At 68.1% G+C, this 16,892-nt stretch carries 18 protein-coding genes and 1 other RNA gene; 10 read left to right on the top strand and 9 right to left on the bottom strand.

Going from position 1 to position 16,892, the window contains the following annotated elements; all coding sequences use genetic code 11:
• Positions 1-21 precede the first annotated feature (21 nt).
• The gene (gene mutY / locus Q7J26_RS07445; RefSeq protein ID WP_304935852.1) at positions 22-1,068 is read left to right on the top strand and encodes an A/G-specific adenine glycosylase; all 1,047 of its coding nucleotides are present in this window, start codon (positions 22-24) and stop codon (positions 1,066-1,068) included.
• 4 nt (positions 1,069-1,072) lie between these two features.
• Here mutY and Q7J26_RS07440 read toward each other — a convergent pair whose 3' ends face one another.
• From Q7J26_RS07440 to tkt, 3 genes are all read right to left on the bottom strand, one after another.
• A complete protein-coding gene (locus Q7J26_RS07440) occupies positions 1,073-2,179 on the bottom strand; it encodes a site-specific DNA-methyltransferase (protein WP_304935851.1) in 1,107 nt (368 codons plus the stop codon).
• Between the two features lie 373 nt (positions 2,180-2,552).
• Positions 2,553-3,749: a formate-dependent phosphoribosylglycinamide formyltransferase gene (gene purT / locus Q7J26_RS07435; RefSeq protein WP_304935850.1), complete on the bottom strand. Its 1,197-nt coding sequence runs from the start codon at positions 3,747-3,749 to the stop codon at positions 2,553-2,555.
• A 181-nt stretch (positions 3,750-3,930) separates the two neighbouring features.
• A complete protein-coding gene (tkt, locus tag Q7J26_RS07430) occupies positions 3,931-5,922 on the bottom strand; it encodes a transketolase (protein ID WP_304935849.1) in 1,992 nt (663 codons plus the stop codon).
• Positions 5,923-6,017: 95 nt separating this feature from the next.
• Between tkt and Q7J26_RS07425 the strand changes: the two genes are divergently transcribed.
• From Q7J26_RS07425 to Q7J26_RS07385, 9 genes are all read left to right on the top strand, one after another.
• A complete protein-coding gene (locus Q7J26_RS07425) occupies positions 6,018-6,311 on the top strand; it encodes a hypothetical protein (protein WP_304935848.1) in 294 nt (97 codons plus the stop codon).
• Positions 6,311-6,640, top strand: coding sequence for a cell division protein ZapA (locus Q7J26_RS07420; RefSeq protein ID WP_304935847.1), 330 nt, complete (start codon positions 6,311-6,313; stop codon positions 6,638-6,640). Before Q7J26_RS07425 ends, Q7J26_RS07420 begins: the two co-directional genes overlap by 1 nt.
• 65 nt (positions 6,641-6,705) lie before the next feature.
• A non-coding RNA gene (gene ssrS, locus Q7J26_RS07415) (6S RNA) lies at positions 6,706-6,868 on the top strand.
• Between the two features lie 55 nt (positions 6,869-6,923).
• Complete coding sequence (locus Q7J26_RS07410; RefSeq protein ID WP_304935846.1) at positions 6,924-7,466, top strand: 5-formyltetrahydrofolate cyclo-ligase; 543 nt, start codon at positions 6,924-6,926, stop codon at positions 7,464-7,466.
• A gap of 88 nt (positions 7,467-7,554) precedes the next feature.
• Positions 7,555-7,755 (top strand): type II toxin-antitoxin system VapB family antitoxin, encoded by a 201-nt coding sequence (vapB, locus tag Q7J26_RS07405; RefSeq protein ID WP_304935845.1) that lies wholly within the window; start codon positions 7,555-7,557, stop codon positions 7,753-7,755.
• A complete protein-coding gene (locus Q7J26_RS07400) occupies positions 7,755-8,189 on the top strand; it encodes a PIN domain-containing protein (RefSeq protein WP_304935844.1) in 435 nt (144 codons plus the stop codon). The genes vapB and Q7J26_RS07400 overlap by 1 nt, the downstream gene beginning before the upstream one ends.
• Positions 8,186-9,007: a TIGR00282 family metallophosphoesterase gene (locus Q7J26_RS07395; protein ID WP_304935843.1), complete on the top strand. Its 822-nt coding sequence runs from the start codon at positions 8,186-8,188 to the stop codon at positions 9,005-9,007. Before Q7J26_RS07400 ends, Q7J26_RS07395 begins: the two co-directional genes overlap by 4 nt.
• A 62-nt stretch (positions 9,008-9,069) precedes the next feature.
• Complete coding sequence (locus Q7J26_RS07390; RefSeq protein ID WP_304935842.1) at positions 9,070-9,525, top strand: MotA/TolQ/ExbB proton channel family protein; 456 nt, start codon at positions 9,070-9,072, stop codon at positions 9,523-9,525.
• Positions 9,525-9,878, top strand: coding sequence for a BlaI/MecI/CopY family transcriptional regulator (locus tag Q7J26_RS07385; RefSeq protein WP_304935841.1), 354 nt, complete (start codon positions 9,525-9,527; stop codon positions 9,876-9,878). The genes Q7J26_RS07390 and Q7J26_RS07385 overlap by 1 nt, the downstream gene beginning before the upstream one ends.
• Here the strand turns inward: Q7J26_RS07385 and Q7J26_RS07380 are convergent.
• The 6 genes from Q7J26_RS07380 to purL form a co-directional block, all read right to left on the bottom strand.
• Positions 9,830-11,395, bottom strand: coding sequence for an alkaline phosphatase (locus tag Q7J26_RS07380; RefSeq protein WP_304935840.1), 1,566 nt, complete (start codon positions 11,393-11,395; stop codon positions 9,830-9,832). The two genes, Q7J26_RS07385 and Q7J26_RS07380, sit on opposite strands and share 49 nt — an antisense overlap.
• Before the next feature lie 91 nt (positions 11,396-11,486).
• Entirely contained in the window at positions 11,487-12,563 is a 1,077-nt protein-coding gene (locus Q7J26_RS07375) for a glycosyltransferase family 4 protein (protein WP_304935839.1), read from the bottom strand.
• A 90-nt stretch (positions 12,564-12,653) separates the two neighbouring features.
• Positions 12,654-14,042: a cytochrome P450 gene (locus Q7J26_RS07370; protein WP_304935838.1), complete on the bottom strand. Its 1,389-nt coding sequence runs from the start codon at positions 14,040-14,042 to the stop codon at positions 12,654-12,656.
• 101 nt (positions 14,043-14,143) lie between these two features.
• Positions 14,144-14,647, bottom strand: coding sequence for a hypothetical protein (locus tag Q7J26_RS07365; RefSeq protein WP_304935837.1), 504 nt, complete (start codon positions 14,645-14,647; stop codon positions 14,144-14,146).
• A 2-nt stretch (positions 14,648-14,649) separates the two neighbouring features.
• On the bottom strand, positions 14,650-15,006 hold the full coding sequence (locus Q7J26_RS07360) for a DUF305 domain-containing protein (RefSeq protein WP_304935836.1): 357 nt from the start codon (positions 15,004-15,006) through the stop codon (positions 14,650-14,652).
• Positions 15,003-16,892 (bottom strand): phosphoribosylformylglycinamidine synthase subunit PurL (gene purL / locus Q7J26_RS07355; RefSeq protein WP_304935835.1); only part of this gene is annotated, 1,890 nt, incomplete at its 5' end. The genes purL and Q7J26_RS07360, both read right to left, overlap by 4 nt.

Below are 16,892 nucleotides of genomic sequence, written 5' to 3'. Positions count from 1 at the left end.
GGGGTTATATAGCGTCATCTCATGCCCCCCGTCTCTCCCAACGTCTCTCTGATCCGTTCCGAATTGCTGGCCTGGTACGATGGCCATGCGCGCCGCCTGGCGTGGCGCGCGCCGCCGGGGGCGGAGGCGCGGACCGATCCCTATCGGGTCTGGCTGTCGGAGGTGATGCTGCAGCAGACCACGACGCCGCATGCGACGCCGTATTTCCAGAGCTTCACCGCCCGCTGGCCGACGGTGTCGGATCTGGCGGCGGCCGAGGACGGCGAGGTCATGGCCGCCTGGGCGGGGCTGGGATATTACGCCCGGGCTCGCAATCTGCTGGCCTGTGCGCGGGCCGTGGCGGGCGAGCATGGCGGGGTGTTTCCGGATACGGAAGCCGGCCTGTTGGCCCTGCCGGGGGTGGGCGCCTATACGGCCGCCGCCGTGGCCGCCATCGCCTTTGATCGCGCGGCCAATGTGGTGGACGGCAATGTCGAGCGGGTCATGGCGCGGCTGTTCGCGGTCGAGATCCCGGTTCCAAAGGCCCGGCCCGAGTTGAAGCGGCTGGCGGGCCTCTTCGTCACCGATGAGCGGCCGGGCGACTGGGCGCAGGCGCTGATGGATCTGGGGGCGACGGTGTGCCGGCCCAAGTCGCCGCTGTGCGGCCAGTGCCCGGCGGCGGACCAGTGTCTGGGCCTGGCGAGCGGAGCGCCGGATCGGTTCCCGGTAAAACTGAAGAAGGCGGAGCGGCCGCATCGCCGAGGCGTGGCCTTCGTCATGATCGACGCCGAGGGGCGGGTGGCGCTGGAGCGGCGGCCGGACAAGGGGTTGCTGGGCGGGATGCTCGGCTTGCCGACGTCGGATTGGGGCGCGGCGCCTGACGTGAAGCCGCCCGTGTCCGCCGATTGGCGTGAGGCCGGGGCGGTCGAGCATGTCTTCACCCATTTCAGCCTGACCCTGACGGTGCGGACAGCGCGGGTCGAGGCGGGTGGTGACTATCAGTGGCTGGCGCTCGAGGCGGCGCGGGCGGCTCTGCCCACGGTCTTCGCCAAGGCGCTGGATCGGGCCGGCGAACCGGCCCTGATCTGAGGGCCTATTGCATCCCCGCGCGGATTTCGGCGCGCAGGGCGTCGATGGATTTCAGCCCCTGGTCGGTCTTGAACCGCCAGTAGGTCCAGCCGTTGCAGGCCGGGGCGTTCTCGAACAGGGCGCCCAGCTTGTGGATCGAGCCGGTCATCGAGCCGGACACCAGCGAGCCGTCGGCGCGGACGCGGGCCTCGCGTTCGCCCTTGGGGCAGTACAAACGGTCGCCGGGGTGCAGCAGGCCGGCCTCGACCAGGGCGCCGAAGGGCACCTTGGGCTCGGCGCGCTTGGAGCCCATGACCATCAGGTCTTCGGGATTGGCGGGAATGACCGAGGCGATGCGGGTCTCGGCGACGGTCGCATAGGTCTCGTCACGCTCGATGCCGATGTAGTGGCGGCCCAGGCGTTTGGCGGCGGCGCCGGTGGTGCCGGTGCCGAAGAAGGGGTCCAACACGACGTCGCCGGGGCGGGTGGCCGACAGGAGCACGCGGTGCAGCAGGGCCTCGGGTTTCTGGGTCGGATGGGCCTTCTTGCCGTCGGCGTCCTTGATCCGTTCTTCGCCGGTGCACAGGGCGAAGGTCCAGTCAGACCGCATCTGGGTGTCTTCGTTGAAGGCCTTCAGGGCGTCGTAGTTGAAGGTGTAGCGCTTTTGCTCGCGCGACCGGGCGGCCCAGATCAGGGTCTCGTGAGCATTGGTGAACCGGGTGCCTTTGAAGTTCGGCATCGGGTTGGACTTGCGCCAGATGATGTCGTTCAGCACCCAGAAGCCCAGGTCCTGGATGGCCGCGCCCAGGCGGAAGACGTTGTGATAGGAGCCGATCACCCAGATCGAGCCCTCGGGCTTCAGCACCCGGCGGCATTCGGTCAGCCAGGCGCGGGTGAAGGTGTCGTATTCGGCGAAACTGTCGAACTTGTCCCAGTCGTCGTCGACGGCGTCGACCTTGGAATTGTCGGGACGCAGCAGGTCGCCGCCCAGCTGGAGATTATAGGGGGGGTCGGCGAAGACCATGTCGACCGAGGCGTCGGGCAGGTTTTTCAGCACGGCGATACAGTCGCCACGGTGAATGACGTCCTTGTCCAGAACCGGGGCCAGGATTGAGGTCTTCAGATCGGACATGGAACGCGGCCCCGGAACAGTGAGACGCGCATGGTGAATCCTTACGGTTAAGGCAATGTTGATTCCGGGGGTTTCTTTGCGCGCCGTGATGCGGGTGATCGGAGGCGCCGACGCGCTTTCGCTGCGAAGTTCTGGAGGGCTGGGCGGGGAAGCCCTGGCGGGAAAGTCGGGACGAAAATCTGACAAGCCCTTGGAAATGTTACGGCAGGACCAGCGTCATTGTGACAGTTGGCGCCGTTCGGGCCCCCTCCGTCTCGCCGGCTTCGCCGGCGATCCACCTCCCCCAAGGGGGGAGGAATGAGATGACGGAGATCCTCCCCCCTTGGGGGAGGTGGCGCGGCGCGGAGCGCCGTGACGGAGGGGGCGCGTCAGGTCAGCCGCGCACCACCTTCACGCATCCCGCCGCCTCGCGCGCCCGTTCGCGGGCCTGATCGACGTCAGCGCCGCGGGCGGTGGCGACGCCCATGCGGCGGCGGTCGAAGGCTTCGGGCTTGCCGAAGAGGCGCAGGTCGGCGGTGGGGACGGACAGGGCTTCGGCCACGCCTTCGAAGGCGACGCCCTGCGCCTCCATACCGCCGTAGATGACGGCGCTGGCGGCGGGTTCGCGCAGGGTCACGTCGACGGGCAGGCCCAGGATGGCGCGGGCGTGGAGGGCGAACTCGCTCATGGTCTGGCTGGCCAGGGTGACCAGGCCGGTGTCGTGGGGGCGGGGCGAGACCTCGGAGAACCAGACCTGGTCGCCCTTGACGAAGAGTTCGACGCCGAAGACGCCGAGACCGCCCAGAGCGTCGGTGACCTTGCCGGCGATGTCTTGCGAGGCGGCGAGGGCGGCGGGGGTCATGGCCTGGGGCTGCCAGCTTTCGACATAGTCGCCCTTGACCTGGCGGTGGCCGATGGGGGCGCAGAAGGAGGTCTCGGTCGAGCCGTCGGCGGCGCGCGCGCGGACGGTCAGAAGCGTGATCTCGAAATCGAAGTCGATGCGGCCCTCGACGATGACGCGGGCGCCGGCGACGCGGCCGCTGTCCTGGGCGTAGGTCCAGGCGTCGGCGATTTCATCAGGGCTTTCGACAAAGGATTGCCCCTTGCCGGACGATGACATGACCGGTTTGACGAAGGCGGGATAGCCGACGGTCTCGGCACCGGCGGCCAGTTCCTCGGCGCTGCCGGCGAAGGCGTAGGGGCTGGTGGGCAGGCCCAGCTCTTCGGCGGCCAGGCGGCGGATGCCCTCGCGGTTCATGGTCAGCTGCACGGCGCGCGCGGTGGGGATGACCACGGCCATTCCAGCGGCCTCGATATCGGCCAGGACCTCGGTGGCGATGGCCTCGATCTCGGGCACGATGATATGCGGGGCCTCGGCCAGGATGACGCCATTCAGCACATGAGGATCGGTCATCGGGATGACGTGGCTGCGGTGCGCCACCTGCATGGCCGGTGCGTTGGGATAGCGGTCCACGGCGATCACCTCGACGCCGAGGCGTTGCAGCTCGATGGCGACCTCCTTGCCCAGTTCGCCCGAGCCGAGAAGCATGACACGGACGGCGGTGTCGGAAAGCGGGGTGCCGAGTTTCATCGTCTGCTCCAACGTCCCTTCTCCCCCTGCGGGAGAAGGTGGCCCGGAGGGCCGGATGAGGGGTCGGTTGATGTTGAACTTTGCGGCCGGTGCGACCCCTCGCCCGACCGCGCCAGGACGACGGCTGCGCCGCCGTGCGCGGTCTCCCTCTCCCGCAGGGGGAGAGGGAGATGAAGAGAGATTACAGCCGCGCCTTCACCGCTGCGACCACGGCGTCGGCGGTGATGCCGAACTTGTCGTAGAGGACTTCGGCGGGAGCCGAGGCCCCGAAGCCGGTCATGCCGATGAAGGCGCCGTCTTCGCCGATGAAGCCTTCCCAGCCCTGTTTGATGGCGGCCTCGACGGCGACGCGCACCGTGCCGCGGCCGATGACCGAGGCCCGGTAGGCGGCGTCCTGCTGCTCGAACAGCTCGAAACAGGGAACGGAGACGACGCGGGTCGGGACGCCTTCGGCTTCAAGCGTTTCGGCGGCCTTGAGGGCCAGGGCCAGTTCCGTGCCGGTGCCGAACAGGGTGGCCTTGGCCTCGGCCGAAGCGGCCTTGATCTCATAGGCGCCCTTGGCGGACAGGTTTTCAGTGCCCGCGACGGTGCGGACGGCCGGGGTCTTCTGGCGCGACAGGGCCATGGCCGAGGGCGAGGTCTTCGTCTCCAGCGCGATCTTCCAGCATTCCATGGCCTCGACCGTGTCGGCGGGGCGGAAGACCAGAAGGTGGGGGATGGCGCGCAGGGCGGCCAGATGTTCGACCGGCTGGTGGGTCGGGCCGTCCTCGCCCAGGCCGATCGAGTCGTGCGTCAGGACGTGGATGGCGCGGACCCCCATCAGGGCGCCCAGACGGATGGCCGGGCGGCTGTAGTCCGAGAAGACCATGAAGGTGCCGGCATAGGGTATGATCCCGCCGTGCAGGGCCAGGCCGTTCATGGCGGCGGCCATGCCGAACTCGCGGATGCCCCAGTTGACGTAGCGGCCTTCATACGACGGCGCGTCCAGGATGGGGGTGCCGGCGACGAAGGTGTTGTTCGAGCCGGTCAGGTCGGCCGAGCCGCCGATCAGTTCGGGGATGGCGGCGAAGACCTGGTCCAGGGCGGCGCCCGAGGACTGGCGCGTGGCCTGGGCGGGCTTGGTCTCGATCAGTTCGGCGATCTTGGCGTTCAGGGCGTCGAAGGCGCCCTCCGGCAGCTCGCCCTTCATGGCGCGGGTGAAGTCGGCGGCTTGGCCGGAGGCGGCGAGGCGGGCCTCCCACTTCTTGCGGTCCTTGGCGCCGCGACGCCCGACCTTGGCCCAGGCGTCGGCGATGGTCGCCGGCATTTCGAAGGGTTCGTGATCCCAGGCCAGGCCCAGACGGGTGGCGGCGATCTCGGCCGCGCCCAGGGCCGCGCCGTGGGTCTTGTGGCTGCCTTCCATGGTGGCGGCGCCCTTGCCGATCTTGGTCTTGCAGGCGATCAGGGTCGGCTTGTCCTGGCGGGTCGCCCATTTGAGGGCGGACTTGATCGCGTCCATGTCATGGCCGTCGATGGCCTTGACCGCCCAGCCGGCGGCCTTGAACCGGGCCTTCTGGTCGGTGGCGTCGGACAGGGAGACCTTGCCGTCGATGGTGATCTCGTTGTCGTCCCACAGGACGGTGAGCTTGTTCAGGCGATAGCGGCCAGCCAGGGCGATGGCTTCCTGGGACACGCCCTCCATCAGGCAGCCGTCGCCGGCGACGACCCAGGTGCGGTGGTCGACCAGGTCGTCGCCGTATTTGGCGGCCAGGTGACGCTCGGCCATCGCAAAGCCGATCGAGGTGGCCAGGCCCTGGCCCAGGGGGCCGGTGGTGACCTCGACGCCGGGCATGTGGCCGTATTCCGGGTGACCGGCGGTCTTGGAGCCCCACTGGCGGAAGTTCGACAGTTCTTCCTTGGTCGCGGCCTTGTAGCCGGTCAGGTGCAGCAGGGAGTAGATCAGCATCGAGCCGTGGCCCGCCGACAGGATGAAGCGGTCGCGGTCGGCCCAGTCGGGGCGGCTCGCGTCGAACTTCAGGAACTTCGAAAACAGCACCGTGGCGACGTCGGCCATGCCCATGGGCATGCCGGGGTGACCCGACTTGGCCTGTTCGACGCCGTCCATGGCGAGGACGCGGATGGCGTTGGCCATCTGCTGGGGCGTGGCCTTGGGGGCGGATTTGGCGTCGGTCACGGGGGAAGACCTTTCGGCGGAAGCGAAATTCAGAAGCGCGCCGCTTTACCCCGGCGCGTCCTCGGGTTCTATACGGAATTTATAAGGAGCGACCGATGGCTGACGCCACCACGGCCGCACGGGCCCGTATCGACCGGGCCCTGGCCGAACTTGAACGCAAGATCCTGGAGCTGAAGGCCCGACCGGTCTCCGCGCCGGCGATCGCCGACGACGACCTGTTCGCGCCCCGAGTTGGGAACGGGGCGGATGCGGCGCGCGTGGCCGAGCTGGAGGCCGCCGGGCGCGAGGCGTCGCAGGCCCTGGCCCGGGCGGCTGCGGCGGTGCGCGAGGTGCTGGATCGGGACGACCTGACCGAAGACGACGACGAGACCGAAAGCGAGGCCGGCTGATGGCGACGGTGACGGTGGAGGTGAACGGCCGCCCCTATGCGGTGGGCTGCGCCGACGGGCAGGAGGAGCGGGTCCGCATCCTGGCCAAACAGTTCGACAACCAGGTGCGCCAGGTGGCCCAGGACGTCGGTCATGTCGGGGATCTGCGGCTGTTCCTGATGTCGGCCCTGATCCTGTCGGATGAATTGCACGAGGCGCGGCTGAACGCCGGGGGCGGTCCCGCTTCCGGAGGCCAGCCCATGGTTCAGCCGACGGCCTCGACCGACGGCGTGGCCGAGGCGTTGAACGCCGTCGCCGCGCGGATCGAGAAGATCGCGCAAAACATCTGATCACGGGCCATCTGATCACGGCGCTTGAGAAGGCGGGGCGCAGCGCCTATCTTGCTGGACGGCGGGTCTTGCTGCGGCCCTCGTCGAAGGCATACATTTCCTCGCGACCTTAATTCACTCAAAGGGATCTGTCCCTGTCCGGGCTCGAGGGCCTGGGCATATGGAGCCCACCTGGCTACCCAGGTTCGAGAGGATTTAAACGCCCTTCACGGTTCTTGCGGCGCCGCCAACCTCTTTCCCCTTCTTCGCCTTGCGCGGCGACGCGCTCCAACCGAGCGCCCCCATGTCTGACAAACACGAACTTCGATCGGCGGCCCGCGCCCGGCGCAAGGGGCTGGCGGAGGGCGATCCGATGGCCGCGAGCCGCGCCGCCGGTCACGCCGACGCCCTGCCGCAGGGCGAGGTCGTCGCGCTTTACCGCGCCATGGGATCCGAACTGGACACCGACGCCCTGAGCGTGGCGCTGGAGGCTGCGGGACGGCGGCTCTGCCTGCCGGTCGTGCTGGAGCGGGACGCGCCGATGATCTTTCGCGCCTGGTCGCCGGGCGAGCCGCTGGAGATGGACGCCGCCGGCTGTCCTGCGCCCCTGCCGCTGGCGGAGGTGTTGGATCCGGATCTGATCATCACGCCGCTGCTGGCCTTCGACGCGTCTGGCGGGCGGCTGGGGCAGGGCGGAGGCTATTACGACCGCACCTTCGCCGCGCGGCCGGAGGTGATCCGGATCGGCTTCTCCTATGCGGGGCAGGCCGTGGAGGTGATGAGCCTGGAGGCGCACGACATGGGGCTGCACGGGGTGCTGACCGAGGCGGGGTATCGGGCGTTCTGAGGGATATGTCGTTGACATATACCTTGCCTTCCCTCATTGTTCTGGAATGAACGCCCCGTGGAAAGCGCCGCTGAAGGCTTCGATCTTCATGTCCAACCGCTCGCAGGCGGTGCGGCTGCCCAAGGCCGTGGCCTTTCCCGATGACGTGAAGGAGCTGCGCGTCATACAGGAGGGGCGGAGTCTGCTTCTTGTGCCGGCGGATGCGGTCTGGACTGATTTTCTGGCCGAGCCGGGCATAGATATTTGCGAGCCTGAAGATCCGATCGACGATTCCGTCGTGGAATTCTGATGCTGCGCTACAGCCTGGACACCAATGTCTGTGTCCGCATTCTCAGAAACAGGCCGTTTCTGAGCGGGCCCCTGGCGGATCGGCTGAACGATGCGGCCGACTCCATTGCGGCTTCGACCGTTGTGGCGATGGAGCTTCTGTATGGCGCGGCCGTGTCGGATCGGCCCGAGCAGCGCCGAGAACAGACCAAAAGACTGCTGGCGCGGATGACCGTGCTTGATTTCGATGCGGCTGCGGCCGAACACGCGGCCGACATCAAGGCCAATTTGAAAAGGCGCGGCGAATTGATCGGTTCAAACGACATTCTGATTGCGGGGCACGCCCGCAGTCGGAGTCTGATCCTGGTGACGGGTAATCTGCGCGAGTTCGAACGCGTCGAAGGCTTGCGGGTCGAAGACTGGCCCGCGGGTCCGAACGCGCCGAGCATCAAATGAGACTGGCATTTTTCGGCGACGTCATCGGCAAGTCCGGCCGTGACGGGATCAGCGACCATCTTCCGGGCCTGAAGCGCGACCTTAAGCTCGACTTCGTGGTGATCAATGCGGAGAACGCCGCAGGCGGTTTCGGCATCACCGAGAACACGGCGCGCGAGCTGTTCATGGCGGGGGCGGACTGTCTGACCCTGGGTAATCACTCGTGGGATCAGCGCGAGGCCCTGACCTATATCGTGCGCGAGCCGCGCCTGATCCGGCCGGCCAACTATCCGCGCCTGATGGATGCGCCGGGCGCCGGGGCCAATCTGTTCGAGACGGACACGGGCCGCACCGTCCTGGTGATGAACGTGCTGGGCCGGGTGCATATGGACCCGATGGACGATCCGTTCGGGGCGGTGGAGCGCGAGCTGGCGGCTGCGCCCCTGGGGGCCGTGGCCGATGCGGTGATCGTGGACATGCACTGCGAGGCGACCAGCGAGAAGATGGCCATGGGCCATTTCTGCGATGGCCGCGCCTCGCTGGTGGTCGGCACCCATACGCACGTCCCGACCGCCGACTGCCAGATCCTGCCCGGCGGCACGGCCTATCAGACCGACGCCGGCGGCTGCTGCGACTATGACAGCGTCATCGGCAACGAGAAGGAAGAGCCGTTGCGCCGCTTCACCACCCGGCTTTCGGGCGGTCGCTACATGCCCGCATCGGGTCCGGCGACCATCTGTGGCGTCTTCGTGGAGACCGACGACAAGACGGGGCTGGCGACGCGGGTCGAGCCGATCCGGGTCGGCGGACGGCTGAGCCAGGCGGTGCCGGCTTTGTAGCTTGACGGCGCGGATTACGCGTGTAGTTTCGAGAGATTACGAACGTAATCTTGGAGAGCATCATGTCACGTGCCTATCTCGTTTTGCCGGCGTCCGTTCCGCTGATCGGCATGTCTTCGCCCGCCTTCGCGGCCTCTGACTTTACGGCGGCGACGGTGTTTCTCGATGCGGCGGTTCCGATCAAGCTGATGATGCTGATGCTTTGCGCATCGATGGTCGCGGCAGTCGTAGTCACAGTGCGCAAACTGCTGTCGCCAAATATCAGCGGCGGCTCAGCCTATTTGGCCGCCCTACGTTTCGCCGGTCCTTTGTTGGGTCTCTTGGGGGCCGGTCTAAATGCCCTGTTCGGGTTCCTCGGCATAGCCGGCCTGGGGCGCCCGGTTCCGTTAGAAGTGCTGGCGCCGGGGCTGGCGGAAGCGACCCTGGTCTTGGTGCTCGGACTTCTCGCCGGCGTGGTGGCGGTGGCGTGCAACTGGGCGGTCGATGCTCGAATTGACCGCGCCGTTCTGAACGCCTGATGCTGCGCGCTGCGATCACCGAAGCCGAAAGCGCGGTCATGGCCGCGCTTTGGCGGAGGGGAGCCTTGTCCCCCAAGGCCTTGCTCGAGGAAGTCCGAAAGGAGCAGTCGTGGGGCGACGCCACCATCAAGACCTTGCTGAACCGGCTGATGCGCAAGGAGATCATTCGATCCGACAAGACGTCGGGCGTTCTGGTGTATGTTCCCCAGGTCAGCCGCGACGACTATCTCGACTATGAGGTTCAGGCGATCGTCGATCGTCTGTTCGAAGGTGATCGCGAACGCCTGGTGCTTTACCTCAAGGATCAGGCGGCGGTGAGCGTGTTCGAACCCGCCTCGATTGCGAAGGTCTGACGGGTCGTCAGCACGCCCGACCGATCGGACACCTTGTCGAGCACCTTGAACTGGGTGGTCCAGAGGTCGGGCGTGGCCTCGCAGACCAGATAGCCGCGCTGGGAATTGCGGAACTTCAGCTGGGGATTGGCCGCCATGAACCGGTCGTAGTCGGAGCCACGGTCCGAGCCGTCGCCGCGCGAACTGATCGAGGTGCCGACGAATTCGACGGCGATGGGGGCGCCTTCGGGCTGGCTGCCGTCCAGCCACAGGCCGCCTGCGTAGTTCTGATGCTCGTCGCCGGTCAGGACCACGACATTGTCGATGCGGCGGTCGCGGATGTGGCGCAGCAGACGATTGCGGGGCACGCGGTAGCCGGCCCAGCTGTCGGTGTTGATCCCCTGGCCGCCGGAGGTGTTGCGGTTCAGATCCATCATCATGACCTGCTGGGCCAGGGCCTTCCACCGGGCTTTCGAGCGGTCGAGGTTGGTCAGCAGCCAGGCCTCCTGGGCGTCGCCCAACACCTGAGCCGCCGTCGCCTCTATGCCGGGGCAGGTGGCGTTGTAGCGGTCGTCGCAGGGCTGGTCCGTGCGGTATTGGCGAGTGTCGAGGAAGGCGACGTCCAGCAGGTCGCCATACTGGGCCCGGCGATAGGCCTGCATGGCGACGCCGCGCGGGAAGGCCGATTTCCGCATCGGCATGAATTCGTAGAAGGCCTGCATGGCGGCGGCGCGGCGCAGGTTGAAAACTTCGGGCGAGACGCCGTCCTGGTCGATGTCGCCGACCCAGTTGTTGTCGACCTCATGGTCGTCAAAGGTGCAGAACCAGGCGGCCGAGGCGCGCGAGGTCTGAAGGTCGGCGTCCATCGTGTACTGGGAATAGCGGCGGCGGTAGTCGTCGAGGCTGTAGATCTCGCCGCCCAGGTGGACGCGGGTGTTGTCCAGGGGACCGGCGGCCGACTGATAAATCGGGTCGCCTCGATCTTCGTAGATGTAGTCGCCGTAGCAGAAGATGAAATCCAGGTCCTCCGCCGCCATTTTGCGGTGGGCGGTGTAATAGCCCTGCTCATAGTCCTGGCAGCCGGCGACGCCGAAGCGGACGGCCGAGACGGAGGCGCCGGCCAGGGGGGCGGTCTTGGCGCGGCCGACGCCGCTGCGTTCGGTCCCGCACTGGAAACGGTAGAAATAGAGGCGGGCGTGCTCCAGCCCCTCGACCTCGACGTGGACGGAGTGGCCCAGTTCGGGCCGGGCGATCACCTCGCCGGACCGGACGACGGTGTTGAAGCCGCGGTCGGCGGCGACTTCCCATTTCACCGCGACGGGCGCTCTGGGCATGCCCGAGCCGTAGGCGACGGGGTCCGGGGCCAGTCGTGTCCAGATGACGAAGCCGTCGGGCAGGGGGTCGCCCGCCGTCACGCCCAGTCGGAAGGGGTTGGTGTCGAAGACGGCCTGGGCCAGGGCGGGGCCGGTGGGCGACAGCGCCAGACCGCCGCCGAAGGCCGCGAGCATGGACCGGCGGGAGAGGGCGAGTTTGGTCATCGAAAATCCCCGAACTGAAGCCCGGCTCTATCGCCGCGATGTGACAGATTTTCCAGCCGTGGCCACAGAGCGCGGGGCGCTGTGTCGCACGTCAGGCGGCGGGGCGGCGGCGCGACAGGAGGACGGTTTTGCGGATCTGTTCCAGCTCAGCGGATCGCTGTTGCGGCGTATGGGTCGCCATCACATAGCTCTGACCCGCGCGGGCCAAGGCCAGGCGTTCTTCAGGCCGGTTGATCAGCCGCTCCATCGCCGCCGCCAGGCTTTCGGGCGTGATGTCGTCCACATAGAGGGCGTGGTCGCCGCTGGCCTCGCGCAGGCCGCCCCGACCTGACGAGATCAGGGCCGCGCCCGCTGCATGAGCCTCAATCGCCGTCAGGCCGAAGGGCTCGTCCCAGACCGAGGGGGTCAGGGCGATGGCGGCGGTCTTCATCTGGTCGCGCACCTGCGACAGGGGGGCGGAGCGCAGGACGGCGACACGCGCGCCGAAACGTTCGAGCGGGGCGAGATGCGGTCCGGCCCAGGCGGCGTGCCTATCCCAGTCGTTCAACATCAGCACAGCCCGCCAGTCGGGATGGGCGTCGAGCACGGCGGGCAGGGCGGCGCACAGGACGTCCAGCCCCTTTTCCGGCATGGCCCGGCCGGCGAAGGCGATGACCGGCTGACGATCTTCTGGCGGGGCGAACCAGGCGGCTGAGTCGATGGCGTTGGGCAGGGCGTGGGCGAGGTCGGCGAGGCGGGGATAGGTGCGGGCGAAGGCGTCCCGCTCGGCGACGCTGACGAAGACGAAGCCGTCCATGCGGGCGTAGCGGGCGCCGTAGCGCCAGCGGTCCAGCAGATGCCGAGCCGGCTTGAGGGCGTTGTGCCGGTACAGCAGGTGGGCGGCGTCGGGGAGACGCGAGGAGACGGCGAGGGCCTGTTTGACCTGCTGGTGGTGTTCGATCAGGTCGGGCTGGAAGTCTTTGAGGGCGGCGATCAGCGCCTGCTGGCGACCCTGGCGTGGCAAGGCGACGACGCCCGGCGCATTGTGGTCGTCGGCGCCCTCGCTGCAGAAGACCCGGGTCTCGTGTTCCGTGCCGGAGGTCAGCAAGGTGCGGACGACCGTCTCCATGGAGTTGGGCTGGGCTTGGGAAAAGAGACAGCCGGGGGGCAGGAGGACGGCGGTGCGCAAGGGATGATCCGACGAGAGATTCGCCGCCTATAGGCGGTTTGTGTCGCCTCCGCGATGGGTTTGTAACGGGCGACCCGGCCGTCGTTATCGTCAGCGCCGTCGGGCGCGCAGTCGCAGGCGCATGGGGTCGCGGCTGCGCAGGGTGATCTGGTGGACCGGGCGGGGTTCGACCGTGGTCAGAGCCTCGACCTCGGCGACACGCAGGATGGAGGCCAGGGCGATCATCGCCTCCTGGATGGCGAAGGCGGCGCCGATGCAGACGCGGGGACCGGCGCTGAAGGGGATGTAGGCGTAGCGGTCGATGGATTTGCGGTTCTGCGGCAGGAAACGCTCCGGCTTGAAGGCGTCGGGGTCGTCCCACAGCAGGCTGTGGCGTTGCAGGATCCACGGCGAGATGATGACGGTGGCGCCGGCCTTGATCGGCTGGCCGCCGATCTCGTCGTCGGCCAGGGCCTTGCGGGCCATGGTCGGGGCGGGCGGGAACAGGCGCATGGTCTCGTCCAGCACGGCGCGGGTCCAGGGCAGGCTCTCGGCCCATTTGGGATCGGAGACGTCGAAGGCGTCGGCCTCGATCTGGAGCCGGGCCAGGTATTCGGGCTGGCGCGACAGCAGGTGCAGGGTCCAGCCCAGGGCGCGGGCCGTGGTCTCGTGTCCCGCCAGGATGAAGGTCAGGATGTTGGCGGCGACCTCTTCGTCAGACAGGCCGGGTCCGCCGTTCTCATCGCGGGCCAGCAGCAGGGCGCTGAGCAGGTCGTCGGGGGCGTCGGCGTCGGCCTCAATCCGGGCGCGGCGGGCCTCGACCAGTGTGGTGACGCGCTGTTCGAAGAAGCGGGCCGAGCGGAAGCTGGCCAGCCGGCCCAGGCGCGGGGCCCAGTCCGGCGCGCCCAGCACGTCCAGCGGATCGATGCGCGCGCCATTAGCCAGGAACTGGTTCAGGGCGCGCTCGAACCCACGCGCCTCGCCGCCCAGCTCGTCGGAGAACATGGTGGCGGACAGTATGTCGAAGGTCAGGCCCGACATCTCGGAATCGATATCCAGCACCCGGCCGCGCGCCGACAGGGACCAGGCGGCGACGCGGGCCTGGCAGACCTCGGCCATGCGGGCGTTCAGGGTGGCCATCTTGGCCGGGGTGAACAGGGGGGCCAGGATGCGGCGGGCGCGGCGCCAGACCTCGCCCTCGGTCAGCAACAGGCCCTCGGCCAGCATCGGTCCCAGCACACGACGTTGCAGGTCGCCCTTCTCATAGTTGGCAGCGTTTTCCGTCAGGACGTGGCGGACGCCTTCGGGGTGGCTGACCACCAGGATTTCGCCGAAGGCCGAGTTCCCGTGCAGTTGCGGCTCGGTGAAATGCCGCTCGGACCACATGCGCAGCGGATCGCGCCAGCTGACCCAGAGGAAGGGGAGCAGGGGCAGCGGACCGCCCGTGCGACGGGGCGGGATGGCGGGGCGGAAGATGGTGTCGGCGGTCGTGGCGTCCATAAGACGCTCCCTGTGCAAATCGCCGGCTCAGCCGGGCGCTTCGTCCGTAAAACGCTCGATCTGGCGAATGCGTTCATGAAGCACAGTGAATCAGCGCGACGTCAACGAGAAGGCGACGTCCTGCCGATGGCGCCGAGCAGTCGCGCCATATCTTCGGCGGCCAGATCCTTCGCACGTTGGCTTGAGGCCGGGGGCTTTGAAACAGGGGCCGACGGCGCCGCTGGAGCCGTTTGAGACGCCCTCTTCTTTTCGCGCCGCTCGAACAGAAAGCGTTGAAGACCCCAGACAAGGTGAGGCGTCCACGGTTGTCCGCATGCGGTTGTCTTTCCCGCCTTGTTCAGCAGGCCGGCGACCTCGTTGGGCCGGGTGAAGCCGCTCTTGAAACAGGCGCGGAGCAGAGGGTCGAGTTCATCCAGGAACGCCTCTTTGGAGCGATCACGAAAGGCGAAATGCTTCAGTTCGTCCCTGGTGATCTGTGAAGGCTTGGACGGCGTGCGTCCGACGGGCCGCTCCGGCTTTTGCACCCGAGAGCGTCCGGGCGGCGTCGCCTTGGCCTTGGGGGAACCCGCCCGTTTTCCACCGCCGAGATAGGATCCTTTGGCCATGCTCAGTTCGCCGCCGGAGCGGCGGTCGGCACCCAGGCCTTCAACTCGGCGATCTCGCGCGTCTGGGTGTCGACGACGGTCTGGGCCATGCGGCGGATGTCGGGATCGCGGCTGTCGCGCAGGGCGATCCTCGCCATGGCGACGGCACCTTCGTGATGGGCGATCATCTTGGCGACATAGGCCTGATCCGCGGTCTGAGCCGATGTGCGAGCCTGGGCCTGGGTCTCGGCAGTGGTGCGAGTCGCCGCCGCCTGGTTGGCGGCCGACGCTTCACGCAGCGCCTGTTGCACCGGGTCGCCGCCGCCGTCGCAGGCCGCCAACAGGAAGAGCAGCGCGACAGGCGGGGCGGCGCGGATCATGCGGCGTCGCCGAGCCAGCCCGGCATCCAGCCTTCGTGCCATTCGCGCAGGTGGGCGACGGGGATGCTGAACAGTTCGCCCTTGTCGCCCTTGGAGGCGAAGGCGTCGCCGCCCGCGTGGCCGACGACCGAGGCGTGCAGGCCGGCGGCCTGGGCCTTGGCGATCAGGGCGTCGGCGTCGGGGACGGCGACCAGGTAACGGGCCTGGTCCTCGCCGAACAGGAAGATGTGGGCGTGGGCGGCGCTGGAGGCGTCCAGGGTCACGCCGACGTCGGAGGCCAGGGCCAGGTCGGCGGCGGCGCCGATCAGGCCGCCGTCGGACAGGTCGTGGACCACGGTCAGATCGCCGGCCTCGATCAGGTCGCGCACGAAGTCGCCGGTCTTCTTCTCCAGCTTCAGGTCAACGGGAGGCGGCGCGCCGTCCTCACGGCCCAAGACCTCGCGCAGATAGATCGACGCGCCCAGTTCGCCGACGGTCTGGCCGATCAGGACCAGAGTGTCGCCCGCGGCCATGGTCGAGAAGTTGGTCACCACGTCGTAGTTGGGCAGCAGGCCGACGGCGCCGACGGTCGGGGTGGGCGGAATGGCGACGCCGTTGGTCTCGTTGTACAGGCTGACGTTGCCGGAGACGACGGGGAAGACCAGCTCGCGGCAGGCCTCGGCCATGCCGTCGATGGCGCGGACGATCTGGCCCATGATCTCGGGGCGCTGCGGGTTGCCGAAGTTCAGATTGTCGGTGATGGCGATCGGGCGCGAGCCGACGGCGGTCAGGTTGCGCCAGGCCTCGGCCACGGCCTGTTTGCCGCCCTCATAGGGGTCGTTCTGGACATAGCGCGGGGTGCAGTCGCTGGTGACGGCCAGGCCCTTGTCCGTGCCGTGGACACGGACCACGCCGGCGTCGGCGCCGGTGGCCGAATCCTGAAGCGTGTCGGCCATGACGTGGCGATCGTACTGTTCCCAGATCCAGCGCTTGGAGGCCATGTCGGGGCAGGCGATCACCTTCATCACCGCATCGGCCCAGTTTTCGGGGGCGGGGACGTCGGCGGGGTTCAGCTTCGGTTGAAGCTCCGGCTGGACCCAAGGGCGGTCATACAGGGGGGCGTCGTCGAATAGGGGCGCCAGGGGCACGTCGCAGACCGTCTCGCCGTGATGCTTCAGCACCAGACGGCCGGTATCGGTGGTGACGCCGATGGTGGCGGCGTCCAGGCCCCATTTCTTGAAGATGCGCTCGCCGTCGGCCTCGCGCCCGGGCTTGAGGACCGCCAGCATCCGCTCCTGGCTTTCCGACAGCATCATCTCATAGGCGGTCATGCCCTCTTCGCGCGGGGGCACGGCGTCCATGTTCAGCTCGAGGCCGACGCCGCCCTTGCCGGCCATCTCGACCGACGAGGAGGTCAGGCCGGCCGCGCCCATGTCCTGGATGGCGGCGACGGCGCCCGAGGCCATCAGTTCGAGGGTGGCCTCGATCAGCAGCTTCTCGGCGAAGGGGTCGCCGACCTGGACGGTGGGGCGTTTGGATTCCGACTCGTCGTCGAACTCGGCCGAGGACATGGTCGCGCCGTGGATGCCGTCGCGGCCGGTCTTGGAACCGAAATAGACCACCGACAGGCCGGCCGAGGGCGCGGCCGAATAGAAGATGCTGTCGGCCTTGGCCAGGCCGACGCACATGGCGTTGACCAGGATGTTGCCGTTGTAGCCGGCGTGGAAATTGGTTTCGCCCGCCACGGTCGGCACGCCGACGCAGTTGCCGTAGCCGCCGATGCCGGAGACGACGCCCTTGACCAGGCGTTTGGTCTTCTCGTGGCTGGGATCGCCGAAGCGCAGGGCGTTCAGCAGGGCCACCGGCCGGGCGCCCATGGTGAAGACGTCGCGCATGATGCCGCCCAC

It is taken from the genome of Brevundimonas sp., from assembly GCF_030656255.1.
In the GTDB taxonomy this organism is placed as follows: Bacteria; Pseudomonadota; Alphaproteobacteria; order Caulobacterales; family Caulobacteraceae; genus Brevundimonas.
The sequence above is the reverse complement of the archived record's forward strand: the minus strand, read 5'-3'. Positions and strand labels throughout refer to the sequence as shown.